14 protein-coding genes and 1 tRNA gene are annotated in these 14,002 nt (G+C 75.0%); 12 read left to right on the forward strand and 3 right to left on the reverse strand.

All coding sequences use genetic code 11. The annotated features are described in order from the left end of the window. Positions 1–184: 184 nt before the first annotated feature. The 6 genes from QC029_RS12340 to QC029_RS12365 all read left to right on the forward strand — a co-directional run bounded on the left by QC029_RS12340 (position 185) and on the right by QC029_RS12365 (position 6,807). The gene (locus QC029_RS12340; protein ID WP_093658831.1) at positions 185–667 is read left to right on the forward strand and encodes a CarD family transcriptional regulator; all 483 of its coding nucleotides are present in this window, start codon (positions 185–187) and stop codon (positions 665–667) included. 453 nt (positions 668–1,120) lie between these two features. Further along, positions 1,121–1,906 (forward strand): 2-C-methyl-D-erythritol 4-phosphate cytidylyltransferase, encoded by a 786-nt coding sequence (ispD, locus tag QC029_RS12345; protein WP_279555645.1) that lies wholly within the window; start codon positions 1,121–1,123, stop codon positions 1,904–1,906. After that, on the forward strand, positions 1,896–2,450 hold the full coding sequence (ispF, locus tag QC029_RS12350; RefSeq protein ID WP_279555647.1) for a 2-C-methyl-D-erythritol 2,4-cyclodiphosphate synthase: 555 nt from the start codon (positions 1,896–1,898) through the stop codon (positions 2,448–2,450). The genes ispD and ispF overlap by 11 nt, the downstream gene beginning before the upstream one ends. Before the next feature lie 40 nt (positions 2,451–2,490). After that, positions 2,491–3,903, forward strand: coding sequence for a cysteine--tRNA ligase (gene cysS / locus QC029_RS12355; RefSeq protein WP_279555648.1), 1,413 nt, complete (start codon positions 2,491–2,493; stop codon positions 3,901–3,903). Positions 3,904–3,985: 82 nt separating this feature from the next. Then, positions 3,986–4,936 carry a 23S rRNA (guanosine(2251)-2'-O)-methyltransferase RlmB gene (gene rlmB / locus QC029_RS12360; RefSeq protein WP_279555649.1) on the forward strand — a complete coding sequence of 317 codons (951 nt, stop codon included), beginning with the start codon at positions 3,986–3,988 and terminating at the stop codon, positions 4,934–4,936. Between the two features lie 125 nt (positions 4,937–5,061). Then, positions 5,062–6,807, forward strand: a complete 1,746-nt coding sequence (locus QC029_RS12365; RefSeq protein WP_279555650.1) for a DoxX family protein — start codon at positions 5,062–5,064, stop codon at positions 6,805–6,807. A gap of 91 nt (positions 6,808–6,898) precedes the next feature. On the opposite strand, the gene QC029_RS12370 is transcribed toward QC029_RS12365, so the two are convergent. The 3 genes from QC029_RS12370 to QC029_RS12380 form a co-directional block, all read right to left on the reverse strand. Continuing rightward, positions 6,899–7,642 (reverse strand): NDP-sugar synthase, encoded by a 744-nt coding sequence (locus tag QC029_RS12370; protein WP_279555651.1) that lies wholly within the window; start codon positions 7,640–7,642, stop codon positions 6,899–6,901. An 88-nt stretch (positions 7,643–7,730) separates the two neighbouring features. Continuing rightward, entirely contained in the window at positions 7,731–8,138 is a 408-nt protein-coding gene (locus QC029_RS12375) for a hypothetical protein (protein ID WP_279555652.1), read from the reverse strand. A 258-nt stretch (positions 8,139–8,396) separates the two neighbouring features. Beyond that, positions 8,397–9,515 (reverse strand): ABC transporter ATP-binding protein, encoded by a 1,119-nt coding sequence (locus tag QC029_RS12380; RefSeq protein ID WP_279555653.1) that lies wholly within the window; start codon positions 9,513–9,515, stop codon positions 8,397–8,399. A gap of 226 nt (positions 9,516–9,741) precedes the next feature. On the opposite strand from QC029_RS12380, the gene QC029_RS12385 reads away from it, so the two are divergent. The 6 genes from QC029_RS12385 (at position 9,742) to QC029_RS12410 (ending at position 13,922) form a co-directional block, all read left to right on the forward strand. After that, positions 9,742–9,814, forward strand: a tRNA-Thr gene (locus tag QC029_RS12385). 75 nt (positions 9,815–9,889) lie between these two features. Beyond that, positions 9,890–10,402, forward strand: coding sequence for a hypothetical protein (locus QC029_RS12390; RefSeq protein ID WP_279555654.1), 513 nt, complete (start codon positions 9,890–9,892; stop codon positions 10,400–10,402). A gap of 248 nt (positions 10,403–10,650) precedes the next feature. Continuing rightward, complete coding sequence (locus tag QC029_RS12395; protein ID WP_279555655.1) at positions 10,651–12,357, forward strand: SpoIIE family protein phosphatase; 1,707 nt, start codon at positions 10,651–10,653, stop codon at positions 12,355–12,357. A 206-nt stretch (positions 12,358–12,563) separates the two neighbouring features. Beyond that, entirely contained in the window at positions 12,564–13,127 is a 564-nt protein-coding gene (locus QC029_RS12400) for a DUF5994 family protein (RefSeq protein ID WP_279555656.1), read from the forward strand. Next, positions 13,124–13,366: a hypothetical protein gene (locus QC029_RS12405; RefSeq protein WP_279555657.1), complete on the forward strand. Its 243-nt coding sequence runs from the start codon at positions 13,124–13,126 to the stop codon at positions 13,364–13,366. The genes QC029_RS12400 and QC029_RS12405 overlap by 4 nt, the downstream gene beginning before the upstream one ends. Before the next feature lie 322 nt (positions 13,367–13,688). Continuing rightward, positions 13,689–13,922, forward strand: a complete 234-nt coding sequence (locus QC029_RS12410) for a hypothetical protein (RefSeq protein WP_279555658.1) — start codon at positions 13,689–13,691, stop codon at positions 13,920–13,922. Positions 13,923–14,002 lie beyond the last annotated feature (80 nt).

Below are 14,002 nucleotides of genomic sequence, written 5' to 3' on the forward strand. Positions count from 1 at the left end.
CGCGCGCGATTCCCGCCCCGCGCAGACCCGCTCCGACCTGCGGATTCCCGTCCCCCCGAGGCCCCCGCAGCACGATCCGACCGTTGTTGTCAAGCCCCGAGATATGCCCTGACCTGCGAAAACGCCATTCAGAAGAGGGCGTTCCCGTGTTACCCTGGATAGCCACGGAAGGGGTACCTGTCACATGACGTTCAAGGTTGGCGACACCGTGGTCTATCCCCATCACGGGGCCGCGCTGATCGAGGCCATCGAAACTCGTCAGATCAAAGGCGTGGACAAGACCTACTTGGTCCTGAAGGTCGCCCAGGGCGACCTGGAGGTGCGCGTACCGGCGGAAAACGCGGAGCTCGTCGGCGTGCGCGACGTGGTCGGCCAGGACGGCCTCGACCGGGTCTTCGAGGTGCTCCGCGCGCCCTACGCCGAGGAACCGACCAACTGGTCCCGCCGGTACAAGGCGAACCTGGAGAAGCTCGCCTCCGGCGACGTGATCAAGGTGGCCGAGGTCGTGCGCGACCTGTGGCGCCGTGAGCGCGAGCGCGGACTCTCCGCCGGCGAGAAGAGGATGCTCGCCAAGGCCCGCCAGATCCTGGTGAGCGAGCTGGCCCTCGCGGAGAACACCAACGAGGACAAGGCCGAGACGCTGCTGGACGAGGTCCTGGCGTCCTGACCCGAACGGAACCGGCCCGAACGAACCGGTGATCCGGTACGGCCGCCCCGTGGTGGTCGGCCCCTGTGACGGACGCCCGCCGTCCGCCGCCATCCGTCAGCGAGACGCGACAGACGCAGCAGCCGGTGCGCACCGGCCGGCGCCCATGGCCCCGGCCGGAGAGCAGAGGCGAACGCGGAGACGCGAAGAGTGCCGCGGTGCCCGGGTGATGACACGAGTCATCGCCGGGCGCTGCGGCATGTCGGGACGGCATACGAGTGCCGTCCGGACGAGACGAGTTGGCGTCCGGGATGCGTGGAGACCGGTTGTACGGGCCGCCCGGTGCCGCAGGAGCACCGGGTCCGGGCGGCTGCCCGACCGGTCGTCACGGAAGGGTCCGGTCGGGGCTTCGCGCCCGGCATGCTGAGTGCAATACCCACCTCCGCCGAGGACACAAACCTGATCGTGCAACCGATGCCAGATGAAACCAGGTCCGAATCCGCGCCGGCCGGCCGGGCGGCCGGCCGTACCGCCGCGGTCATCCCCGCCGCGGGCCGCGGCGTGCGGCTCGGCCGCGGCGCGCCCAAGGCGCTGCGCCCGCTCGGCGGCACCCCGATGCTCATCCACGCCGTCCGCGCGGTCGCCCTCGCCCGCACGGTCTCCCTCGTCGTCGTCGTGGCCCCGCCGGACGGCGCCGCCGCCGTCCGCACGCTCCTGGACGAGCACCCGCTGCCCCAGTCCGCCGGCGACACCGACGTGATCGTCGTCACCGGCGGTGGTACGCGGCAGGAGTCGGTCGCCCGGGGGCTGGCCGCGCTGACCGGCGACGTCGACGTCGTCCTCGTCCACGACGCCGCCCGCCCGCTGGTCCCGGTGGAGACGGTGGAGGCCGTGGTCGCCGCCGTACGGGACGGGGCGCCCGCCGTCGTCCCCGCGCTGCCCGTCACCGACACGGTCAAGCAGATCGCGCCCGGCGTGCCCGCGGGGGAGCCCGAGCCGGTCGTGGCCACGCCCGAGCGGTCCCTGCTGCGTGCCGTGCAGACCCCCCAGGGCTTCGACCGGGCCGCGCTCGTCAAGGCGCACGCGAACGCCCCCCGCGAGGGCGAGGGCGCCACCGACGACGCCGGGCTGGTGGAGCGGCTGGGCGTCCCCGTGGTGCTGGTGCCCGGCCACGAGGAGGCGTTCAAGGTCACCCGCCCGCTGGACCTCGTCCTCGCCGAGGCCGTGCTCGCCCGCAGGAGGGTCACCGATGGCTTCTGAGCCGGCCGCCGGGACGTCCGCGTCCGCGCCCTCCTCGCCGCTGTCCTCGCCGTCGCCGTCGTCCGCGCGGATGCCGCTGGTCGGGATCGGCACGGACGTCCACGCCTTCGAGGAGGGTCGCGAGCTGTGGTGCGCCGGCCTGCTGTGGGAGGGGGAGACGCACGGCCTGGCCGGGCACTCCGACGGCGACGTCGCCGCCCACGCCGCCTGCGACGCGCTCTTCTCGGCCGCCGGACTCGGCGACCTGGGCGCCCACTTCGGCACCGACCGCCCCGAGTGGTCCGGCGCCGCGGGCACCACGCTGCTCGCCGAGGCCGCCCGGATCGTCCGCGCCGAGGGCTTCGAGATCGGCAACGTGGCGATCCAGGTGATCGGCGTGCGCCCCAAGATCGGCAAGCGGCGCGCGGAGGCGCAGAAGGCGCTCTCGGAGGCGGCCGGCGCGCCGGTGTCCGTCTCCGGCACCACCACCGACGGCCTGGGGCTGACCGGCCGCGCCGAGGGGCTGGCCGCGGTCGCCACGGCACTGGTCGTCCGCCGTGTCTGACCCGCGCCGGCTCCCTCGCGTTTCCGACTACCCTTGACCCGTGACTCTTCGCCTGTACGACACCAGCGCCCGGCAGATCCGTGACTTCACCCCGCTCACACCGGGCTGCGTCTCGATCTACCTGTGCGGCGCGACCGTGCAGGCGGCTCCGCACATCGGTCACATCCGGTCGGGACTGAACTTCGACGTCATGCGCCGCTGGTTCGCCCACCGCGGTTACGACGTGACGTTCGTCCGCAACGTCACGGACATCGACGACAAGATCATCGCCAAGTCCGCCGAGCAGGGCCGCCCCTGGTGGGCGATCGGCTACGCCAACGAGCGCGCCTTCGACGACGCCTACACCGCGCTCGGCTGCCTGCCGCCCACCTACGAGCCGCGCGCCACCGGCCACATCCCCGAGATGGTCGAGATGATGCGCGCACTCATCGACCGCGGCCACGCGTACGCCGCCGACGGCAACGTCTACTTCGACGTGCGCTCCCTCCCCGGCTACCTCTCCCTGTCCAACCAGGACCTGGACGACCTGCGCCAGCCCTCCGGCGAGGGCGAGACCGGCAAGCGCGACCCCCGCGACTTCGCGATGTGGAAGGCCGTCAAGCCCGGCGAGCCGAGCTGGGAGACGCCGTGGGGCCGCGGGCGCCCCGGCTGGCACCTGGAGTGCTCGGCGATGGCCCACAAGTACCTGGGCCGCGCCTTCGACATCCACGGCGGCGGCGTCGACCTCGTCTTCCCGCACCACGAGAACGAGATCGCCCAGTCCACGGCGTACGGCGACGACTTCGCCTCGTACTGGCTGCACAACGCCTGGGTCACCATGAGCGGCGAGAAGATGAGCAAGTCGCTCGGCAACTCGGTGCTGGTCTCGGAGATGGTCCGGCAGTGGCGGCCCATCGTGCTCCGCTACTACCTGGGCACCCCGCACTACCGCTCGACGATCGAGTACAGCGAGGACGCCCTGCGCGAGGCCGAGGCCGCCTTCGGCCGGATCGAGGGCTTCGTCCAGCGCGCCGTGGAGCGGGCCGGGTCCGTGGAGCCGGCCGCCGAGGTCCCCGAGGAGTTCGCGGCGGCGATGGACGACGACTTCGGCGTCCCGCAGGCGCTCGCCGTCGTCCACACCACCGTCCGGCAGGGCAACGCGGCCCTGGCCGAGGACGACAAGGACGCGGTGACCGACACGCTGGCCGACGTGCGGGCGATGCTGGGCGTGCTCGGCCTCGACCCGCTCGACGGGCACTGGGCGGGCGGCGACTCCGCCGGGCGCGGCGAGGAACTGGCCGGGGTCGTGGACGCGCTGGTCGGGCTCGTCCTGGAGCAGCGCCAGGCGGCGCGGGCCCGCAGGGACTACGCCACCGCCGACGCCATCCGCGACCAGCTCCAGCGGTCCGGCCTGGTCATCGAGGACACCCCGTCCGGACCGCGCTGGGAGCTGGGCTCGCGGGACGCCCGCTAGAACCCGCGCGCCCCGGCGCGCATCCCCGCACCCCACCCGCCCACCCGTTCCGCCTAGCAGCAAGAAGAGATGAGTGATCCCGATGGCCGGGAACAGCCAGCGCCCCAACCGCCGTACGTCCAACAAGAAGGGCGCGCAGGTCGGCAGTGGCGGCAAGCGGCGCCGCGGCCTCGAGGGCAAGGGCCCGACGCCGCCCGCCGAGATGCGCAAGGGCCATGTGAAGAACCGCGTGGCCAACGCCAAGGCCCGCCAGAGCGCCCGCCGCCCCGCGCCCCGGCGCGGCGGCAAGGGCAGCTCGGAGCTGGTCGTCGGCCGCAACCCGGTGGTCGAGGCGCTGCGCGAGGGCGTGCCCGCGAGCACCCTGTACGTGCAGCAGTTCATCGACAACGACGAGCGCGTGCGCGAGGCCCTCAAGCTCGCCGCCGACCGCGGCGGCGTCCACCTGATGGAGGCCCCGCGCCCCGAGCTGGACCGGATGACCAACGGCCTCAACCACCAGGGCCTGGTCCTCCAGATCCCGCCCTACGAGTACGCCCACCCCGAGGACCTGTCCGCCGCGGCGTACGACGACGGCGAGGACCCGCTGATCGTCGCGCTCGACGGTGTCACCGACCCGCGCAACCTGGGCGCGGTGGTCCGCTCCGTCGCCGCCTTCGGCGGCCACGGCGTGGTCGTCCCCGAGCGCCGCGCGGCCGGCATGACCGCGGGCGCCTGGAAGACCTCCGCGGGCACCGCCGCCCGCACCCCGGTCGCGCGGGCCACGAACCTCACGCGCGCCCTGGAGGCGTACCAGAAGGAGGGCCTGTTCGTGGTCGGCCTGGCCGCCGACGGCGAGGCCGAGATCCAGGACGTGGCCGCGCTGGACGGCCCGCTGGTGATCGTGGTCGGCAGCGAGGGCAAGGGCCTGTCCCGGCTGGTCGGCGAGACCTGCGACCTGCTGGTGCGCATCCCGATGCCGGGCGGCGCGGAGTCCCTCAACGCCGGTGTCGCCGCGGGCGTGGCCCTCTACGAGGCCGCCCGCCGCCGCGCGTGACCTCCGGCGGCGCCGTCGCGGCCCCCGCGTCCGCGCGGGGGCCCGCCGCCGGATCTTGACGGGCCCCCGACAGATCGGGCCCGTCAAGGGAGTGTCCTATGCGTCCGTCACTCGGTTAGAGGAGTGTGGACACCAGAACACCCCGCGGTTTCTTCGACGACGAGCCGGTGCTGAGCACGGTCAAGGTGCCCAGCGACCCGGCCGAGGTCGTCGTCAACCACGCCAGCTTCCGGGTGCGGCTCGCCGCGCCGCCGTCCCGCGGCCACGTGCCGGCCGGAGCCGACGGGCTGTCGGCGGTACGCGGCGCCACCCCGGTCCGCCGCCCGGCGGCCGGGCGGCGCGCGCCCGTGGTGTGGAGCGGCCGGACGGAGCCCGGCGACGCACGGGCCACCCGGCTGCTCCAGGCGGTACGCCACGCGAGCGCCCGGGCGGGCGGGGCCGACGGGGAGGAGGCGGGCAACGCCGCCACGCAGGTGCTGCCGCTCGTGGTGCCGCGCCCCGCGCCGGGGCCGGACGGCGGCCCGCGCACCACCGTGCTGCCCGCCCTCGACGACACCCTCGGCGGCGGCGTCCCCACGATCGTCTCCCCCCGCGCGCCCCGGCCCCCCGAGCGCCCGCTGCTGGCGGGCGTGCGCCCGGCCGAGGGCGCGTACGACGTCCCGGAGGCCCCCGCGCGGGAGCCGTACCGCCCCTTCGAGCCGTACGGCGCCGACGGCGCGGAGGACGACGGACACGGACCCGGGGAGCACGACGGGCCGGACGGGTACGAGGGCGACGGGTACGGCGACGGGTACGAGGAGGAGGGCGCGCGCGAGGAGGCCCGCCGCCACGCGCGGCACGGCTTCTACCCCGACCGCCGCATGGACCTCGGGGTCGTCCTGCTGCCGCTGCGGATCTTCCTCGGCTTCATCTCCGTCTACGCCGGGATGGGCAAGCTCTGCGACCCGGTCTACTTCGACGGCGGCGAGCGCGGTTCGCTGGTGGGCTGGCTGAACTCGCTGCGGCCGTGGGCCGCGGCCGAGCCGCTGCGGGACTTCGCGGTCGCCCACCCCGTCGGTGCCGGGCTGTCGGTGGCCTTCCTCCAGATCGTCGTCGGCGTGCTGACCGTCATGGGCCTGTGGCAGCGGGTCGCGGCGGCCTTCGGGGCGCTGCTGTCGGCGGTCCTGATCCTGACGGTGAGCTGGCGCACCGTCCCGGTGTACGACGCCCCGGACATCATCTACCTGGCCGCCTGGAGCCCGCTGGTCATCGCCGGGGCGCCGTACTACTCGCTGGACGCGCGCCTGGCGGGCGAGGCCTGGCGGCGGCTGGGCCCGCGCGTGGAGGTGTGGGAACTGCGCCGCCGCGTGCTGCGGCGCGGCGCGGTCGTCGCCACGGTGGTCCTCGGCCTGACGCTGCTGGTCGGCTCGGTGCTGGGCAGCGCGGTGCGCTCCGCGCAGCTGGCCACCGTGCCCCGGCCGGGCGAGCCGCTGACCAACAACCAGCCGGGCTCGCCGCTGCCGCGGAAGTCCTCCGACCGCCCGAGCCCGTCCGCGCCGGGGGCGGACGCCGGGACGCCGGACGCGGGGAACCGCTCGGTGCCGAGCCCGTCCACCTCCGGCGCCGGGACCACCACCCCGAGCGCGGGCAGCACCGGCACCGGCGAGCTGCCGGGCACGCCGAGCCAGCGGCAGACCGTGGAGGCGCCGCCGCAGCCGGTCGCGCCGGCCGTGCCCGAACCGGACCCCCCGACCGCCTCCGGCGGCACGGACGGCGGCGAGGACGCCGGCGCCGCGGGCGGTACGGGCGGCGGTGAGGACGGCGGCGACGACGGCTCCGGGGGATCGGGCTCCGGAGGCGGCGACGGCGCGCTGGGCGGCCTGCTGGGCTGACGGCGGGCCCGCGCGGGCCGCGGCCGTCCACCGGATTCCGTCGGGAGACCGGACCCCACCGGGGGACCGGATCCCATCAGGGGACCGGGCTCTACCGGGAACGGCCGTGGCCCGCCAGCTCCTTGGCGGCCTCGTTGAGGTCCTTGGCGGTGTCGATGGCACGCCAGTACGCGCCCTGCGGGATCGGGAAGCCCGCCAGGGCGCGTTCGCGCGCCAGGCGCGGGAAGGTGGTCCGCTCGTGGTCGCCGCGGTCGGGCAGCAGCGCGGTGAAGGGGGCGGAGAAGACGTAGACGCCCGCGTTGATCAGGTACGGGGAGGGCGGGGCCTCGATGAAGTCCAGGACGTGGCCGAACTCGTCGGTCTCCACGGCGCCCCAGGGGATGCGCGGACGGGCCAGCGCGAGGGTGGCGACGGCGTCGCGCTCGGCGTGGAACCCGGCCATCTCGCGCAGCGAGAAGCGCGTCCAGATGTCGCCGTTGGTGGCGTACCACGGCTCGCCGGGGCGGGGGAGGGAGGCGGCGGCGTACTTCAGGCCGCCGCCGCGGCCGAGGGGCTCCTTCTCGACGACGGTCGTCACCTTCAGCGGCAACCGGGCGCCGTCCAGCCACTCCTGGAGCACCTCGGCGAGATGGCCGCAGGAGACCACGGCGTCGGTGACGCCCTCGGCGGCCAGCCAGGCGAGCTGGTGGCCGATGATCGGAGTCCCCGTGCCGGGGATCTCGACCATCGGCTTGGGACGGTCGTCGGTGTACGGACGGAGCCGCGATCCCTGGCCACCGGCCAGGACCACGGCCTGGGTCGGGTACGTGTGCGCGAACTGGGCGTCGAGTGTCATGCGGTGACGATATGCGCACCCGCTCCCGCGCCCGTCCGGCACCCGCCCCCGTCCGGCACGGCCCCCGGAGCCCCGGGGACCGCACCGGTCAGCGGGCGTCGGCGACGCCCGCCGCGAAGGAGGTGTCGCACACCGGCCGCGAGTAGGAGTGGGCGCGCACGGCGCCGTACTTCTCGACCGCGGCCCGGCCCAGCGCGCGGGCGATGGAGGCGCAGTGCCGCGCCAGCGACGGCCTGCGGTTCACCTCCTTCTGAAGGCCCGTCAGCGCGGTGCCCGGGTCCTTCTGCTGGAGTTCGGCGACGAGCCGGTCGCGGACCACCTCGTGCGGGGCGCGGGGCTTGTCGCGGGGGGCCGTCCGCTCCGCCGAGGCGGTCAGCACCTGCGGCCCCGAGGGGGCCCAGGGGACGGCGGTGACGGCGAGCGTCCCGGACAGGACCAGGACGACCGGGAGGACGAGGGCGAGAGTTCGGCCGATGCGGCGCGCTGCCTGATTCACTGCTGGAGTCTTCCTCGCGAGGGACGGTTTCGGGGAGCCCGCGGGGGGCGCTTGCGATGGTAGCGAGGAGTGGTGATTTGGCGACATTTAGTCACCCCTGCGAGTGACGGGGAACCTCATATCCCCAGGTGCGGCAGCACGCCCGTGTTGACGCGGCAACGGCCGTCCGGGCACGGGGAGGCGGCCGGGGAACGCCGAGGGGCCCGTACGGCCGCGGTGCGCGGACGTACGGGCCCCTGTCGGCCGTGTGGAGGACGGTCAGTCGCTCAGGCGCTCACCGGTGGAGGTCGAGAACACGTGGGTCTCGCCGGCGCGCGGCACCACGTGGATGACCGAGCCCTTCTCCGGGACGTCGCGGCCGCCGACGCGGACGACCAGGTCCTTCGACTGGCCGCCGACCTCGGCGGTGCCGTAGACGTAGCCGTCGGCGCCCAGCTCCTCGACCACGTTGACGGTGACGGCCAGACCGGCCGGCGCGTCCTTGGCCAGGCCGGAGCCCTCGGCGCTGACGGTGTCCAGGTGCTCGGGGCGGATGCCGACCGTGACGGTCTTGTCGCCCTTGGCCGCGGCCTCCGCGAGCGCGTCGCGCTCGACCGGGACGACGCTGTTGCCGAACTTCACGCCGCCGTCGGTGATCGGCACCTCGACCAGGTTCATCGCCGGGGAGCCGATGAAGCCCGCGACGAAGAGGTTGGCCGGCTTGTCGTACATGTGGCGCGGCGAGTCGACCTGCTGGAGCAGACCGTCCTTGAGCACGGCCACCCGGTCGCCCATGGTCAGGGCCTCGGTCTGGTCGTGGGTGACGTAGACCGTGGTGATGCCCAGGCGGCGCTGGAGGCTGGCGATCTGGGTACGGGTCTGGACGCGGAGCTTGGCGTCGAGGTTCGACAGCGGCTCGTCCATGAGGAACACCTGCGGCTCGCGGACGATCGCGCGGCCCATCGCCACGCGCTGCCGCTGACCGCCGGAGAGCGCCTTGGGCTTGCGGTCCAGGTAGGGGGTCAGGTCCAGGATCTTCGCGGCGTCCTCGACCTTGGCGCGGATCTGGTCCTTCGGCACACCCGCGATCTTGAGCGCGAAGCCCATGTTCTGGGCGACGGTCATGTGCGGGTAGAGCGCGTAGTTCTGGAACACCATGGCGATGTCCCGGTCCTTCGGGGGAAGGTGGGTGACGTCGCGGTCACCGATGCGGATGGCGCCGCCGTTGACGTCCTCCAGGCCCGCGAGCATGCGCAGGGAGGTGGACTTGCCGCAGCCCGAGGGGCCGACGAGAACGAGGAACTCCCCGTCCGCGATCTCGATGTTCAGCTTGTCGACGGCGGGCTTGTCGCCGCCCGGGTAGATCCGGGTGGCGTTGTCGTACGTGACCGAGGCCATGGTCGGTTGTCTCCTTCACCGGCAGGAACGTGCCGGACGATCCGAGTAAAGGTCGCGTTCCACGGGTGTGAACCTGTGTGAACGTGCGCTGACGGTAACCCGGCGGGGTCCCCGTTGTCAGCACCTGGCGTCCGTCGAAAGTCCACCGGCCCGCCGCCGCGATGTAGGTACACTGCACACTGCGTACGCGCCACGGCCCCCGAACGGCCACGGTGACGCCGCACACGCCGCCTTAGCTCAGCTGGTAGAGCACCGCTCTTGTAAAGCGAAGGTCGTCGGTTCGAACCCGACAGGCGGCTCCGCGCCCGAGCAGGGAGGAAGCCCCGAGCCGCGACCGGCTCGGGGCTTCTGACATCAGCGGGTGACATCCACGGGTGACATCAGCGGGGGACGAGGCGCTCAAACAGTTGAGGACGCTCGCGCAGGCGCATGCGCTCGGTCGGCACGTCGGCTCCGACCGCCTCGTCCAAGCGGCTCTGGACGCGCTCCCGGCCGCCGTCGACTCGCCGTCGTTTCCTCTCCTGGCCGGCCTCGGCCGCCGGGAGGAGCACGAGGCCCGGGAACTGTTCGACCGGGTGGCGGATGAGCTGGGGATCGGCTTCGATGCGCCCGCGGACCCGACCGCTGCCAAGTGGGCCCTGGCCCACTGGCTGGCCGATCAGGTCGTGGACGGTTCCCCGGACCCGGCCTCAGCCGCCGACCTGGTCTGGGTCGAGGTGGCGATGGACCTCGATTACCCCGACGAACTGGGACCGGTCGTCGCGGTAGCCATCCAACTGGTGGACCGGGACGAGAGCCGGGGCATCCCGCTGGAACAGCTCAGGGAAGAAGCCCTCCGCGAGTTCCGCGCACTGGCCGAACGCCGGGGTCCCGCCCCGGCCGCCTGAACGCGCGGCGAGGCACCGGAACCGACCACGGCCCGGCGGGAAGCCGGCAGCCGCCGCCGACGGCGGCTCCCCGGCCGGAGGCGCCTCGTCCCGCCGTCCATGGCCCGGCGCGGACAGGCATAACCTGGTTCCAGGGAACAGTCGCTTCGCCCGCGCATCCCTCCCGGTGGGAGGCCGTCCGGCGACAGCCGCCGCCCGCCGCCGGTCGGTCGTGACCGGCGGACCGTCTACCAACCGGAGGAAGCGGCGTGGTTCGGGACACGGCCGGTGGCGAGGGCCGGCGGTGGGCGGCGGAGCCGGCGTTCTGGCGGGAGGTCTTCGACCAACTGGGGACCGCCCTGGCCGTGGTGGACTCCTCCGGGCTGATCGCCGCGGTCAACCCCGTCGCCGAGGAGCTGCTGGGCCGCACCGCGTCGGCGATGGTCGGGGAGGACTTCCACGGCCTGCTGCACCGCCGCCCCGACGGCACGGCGATCCCGCGCGAGGAGTGCCCGCTGCTCGCGGCCCTGGTCCGCGGCGCCCCGGCCCACGGCGAGGGGGACGGCTTCCTGCACGGTGACGGGCGCCCGGTTCCGGTCGACTGGTCCGGCTCTCCCGTGACCAGGGACGGCCGTGTGGCGGGCATGGCCGTGCTGTTCGCCCCCGTCGCCGCCGGACCGGGGGCGCCCGAGGGCCGGACGACGCGCGTGACCGCGCTGGAGGACCTCACCGACAGGATGGCGCTGGTCGCGGAGGTCACCGCGGTCCTGACCCAGACCCTCGACACCGACGAGGCCCTCAGCCGGCTGGGCCGCTTCCTGGTGCCCCGGCTGGCGGACTGGGCCGCCATCGACCTGCGCGTCGAAGGCGAGGTGCGCAGGGTCGCGGTGACCGGCCCCGAGGGCCGCGACGCCGAGGGGGAGGCGTGGCAGGGCATCCTCCCGGCGGCCGCCGAGAACTCCCGTTCCCCTCTGGTGCGGGCCCTGCACGGCGGCGAGCCCGTCCTGGTGGGCCCCGGGGAGATCGCCGCACCGCCCGACTCCGCGCTGGCCGCCGTCCAGGCCGGCTTCCTCCAGTCGCTGGGCGCGACCTCCGCCGTCACCGTGCCCCTGGGCACCGCCCGGGAGGTCACCGGGGCCCTCACCCTGGTCCGTACCGGAGCCGCCCAGCCGTTCGACGCCGCCGACCTGGCGCTGGCCGGGGACATGGGCCGCCGTGTGGGGCTGGCCATCGACAACGCCCGCCTCTTCGGCCGCCAGCGCGAGATCGCCGAGGCCATGCAGCGCAACCTGCTCGCCTCCCCGCCCCAGCCCGGCCCGCTGCGCCTGACCGCCCGCTACCAGCCGGCCCCCGTCGGTTCCCAGGTGGGCGGCGACTGGTACGACGCCTTCCTCCTGCGCGACGGCGCCACGGCGCTGGTCATCGGCGACGTCGTCGGCCACGACCTGGCCGCCGCGGCGGGCATGGCCCAGCTCCACGGCATGCTGCGCGCGCTGGCCTGGGACCACACCGAACCGACCAGCGCCATCGTCGACCGCCTCGACGACGCCATACCCGCCATCACCAGCGTTCCCATGGCCACCCTCGTGCTGGCCCGTGTCGAGGGCTCCGAGGACGGCCCCTGGCGGCTGCGGTGGACCAGCGCCGGCCATCCGCCGCCCCTCCTGGTCGCGCCCGACGGACACGCCGAGTACCTCGAACAGGGGCAGAGCCTCCTCCTGGGGGCCCGCCTCGGCGGCGGCGGCCGCCTCGACGCCACCGTGCCCCTGCCCCCCGGCTCCACCCTCCTGCTCTACACCGACGGCCTGGTCGAGGTCCCCGGCACCGACCTGGACACCGGTCTGGGGCGTCTCCGCCGCCACGCCACCGCGCTCGCCCGCCGCCCCCTGGACGAGTTCTGCGACCAGATCCTCGTCCGCATGTCCTCCGGCAGCACCGACGACATCGCCGTCCTCGCCCTGCGCGTCCCCGGCTGAACCCCGGCCGGCCCCGGTGGGGACGCGGCGGCGGGACCACCGGCGGGGGGAGCGGCGGGAGGAGCGGCCACCGTCGCCGCAGGTGGCGGAGTAGGGTTGAGGTACCGGGAGCACTTCGCGCACCCGTCCTCACGCGGGTGCCGTTCCCGGCGAGCGACGACGCCGGGCACTCGGGGAGAAGCCGGGCCCGGAGGCGGGTTCGCACCATGCGCACGACCACCACCCCTCCCGCACCGACCGGCGCGCGCGCTCCCTCGCCACCGGTCCGCCTGGCCCTGACGGCGACGCGTGTCCTCCCGGACCGCCCGAGCGTGGACGGCGTCTGGTGGCCCCGGTCCCGCGACCTCTCCCGTGAGCTTCCCGCCCTGACGGACGCCCTGGAGGACGGCTGGGGGCACGTCGTCCGCGTCACCGTCGATCCGACCGGCTGGCCCGTCGTCCCGCGCACGGTGCGCGTCACCGGGCGCAGGGTGCGCGTCGGATGCCTCCCGGGCGGGCAGCCGTACGAGCTGGTCCTGCTCTCCCACACCGCGGGCCGGTGCGAGCTGCTGGTGGTCCCGCCGGAGGCGCCGGGGGCCGCGGCGGCCTGGCCGGCCCCCGCCGCTGCCGCCGCGGGGGACCTCCGTGCGGCCGGTGTGCTCATGGCGCGCCAGGCGGTGGCCCGTGCCGTCGCGGAGCGCCGCCGGGACCGCGGCGGGAGGGCAGCGGTCCGTGAGGCGTCCCCGCTGCCGCGCCCGGCCGGGCCGCGGCAGCACGCGCGGAGGCGGTGAGGACCGTGGACATCGTCATCACCACAGCGGTGATCATCGGGATGGTCGTGCTGGGAAGCCTGGTCATCCGACGGCTCAACACCCAGCGCGGTGGGCGGATCGCGGCATTCCGCTACAGCGGCACCCGGCCCGGGCCCGGGCCCGGCGAGCGCGGCACGGAGCCGGAGCGGTGGCGTCCGACCGGTGGGCCGTCCGGTGCCCCCGTCCGCCGCAAGCGCCGCCGCGGGCACCCCGGATGACGCCGGACGAGGCGCGGCGGGGGGTGCCGGGCACCGCGCCGCGTTCCGGACGGGCGGGTTCCGGCCCGCCCGGAGCCGGGAGGACCCGCCCCACCGCAGGGGGAGGGACGGCACGGTGACGCGCGGTCAGGCCGAACGGGACGCGACCGCGGTGGAGGCCGGCCGCCCCGCCGCTCCCGCGGCGCTCCCCGCGGGGGCGGCGGGGCTGTTCCCGGCGAGCCCGGTCCTTCCGCCCGGCATCCAGGACCCTGCTGCGAAGGCCCAGCTCAGGGCATGACTTCCCACCCGCCGAAGGGGGCATGCGGGCAGGGGAGGTGATGCCGTGTCGTCGGAGAAGGGCTGGATGTTCCAGGGGCTCGGCGCCCTGTGCTGGGTCGTGGTGGGCGCGATCAACGTCGCGCTGGCCCTCCGGCCGGGCGGCGGTACGGGCCACTGGGCCATGGCGGTGATCGCCGGCGCCGGTGCCCTGAGCCTGGGAGCCGCGGCCCGGTCGGGGCGGCGGAAGGCGAAGGCCCGCGACTCCGGTGCGGAGGAGCGGGAGCGGGAGCCCTGCTGAGGCGGGGCGGTCGCGCGGGGCCGCGGTTCCCGTGGCCGGACGCCGGAAGGGCGGTGGGGAGCACCGCTGCGGTGCTCCCC

Source organism: Streptomyces sp. DH37 (genome assembly GCF_029813835.1).
Taxonomy (GTDB): Bacteria; Actinomycetota; Actinomycetes; order Streptomycetales; family Streptomycetaceae; genus Streptomyces.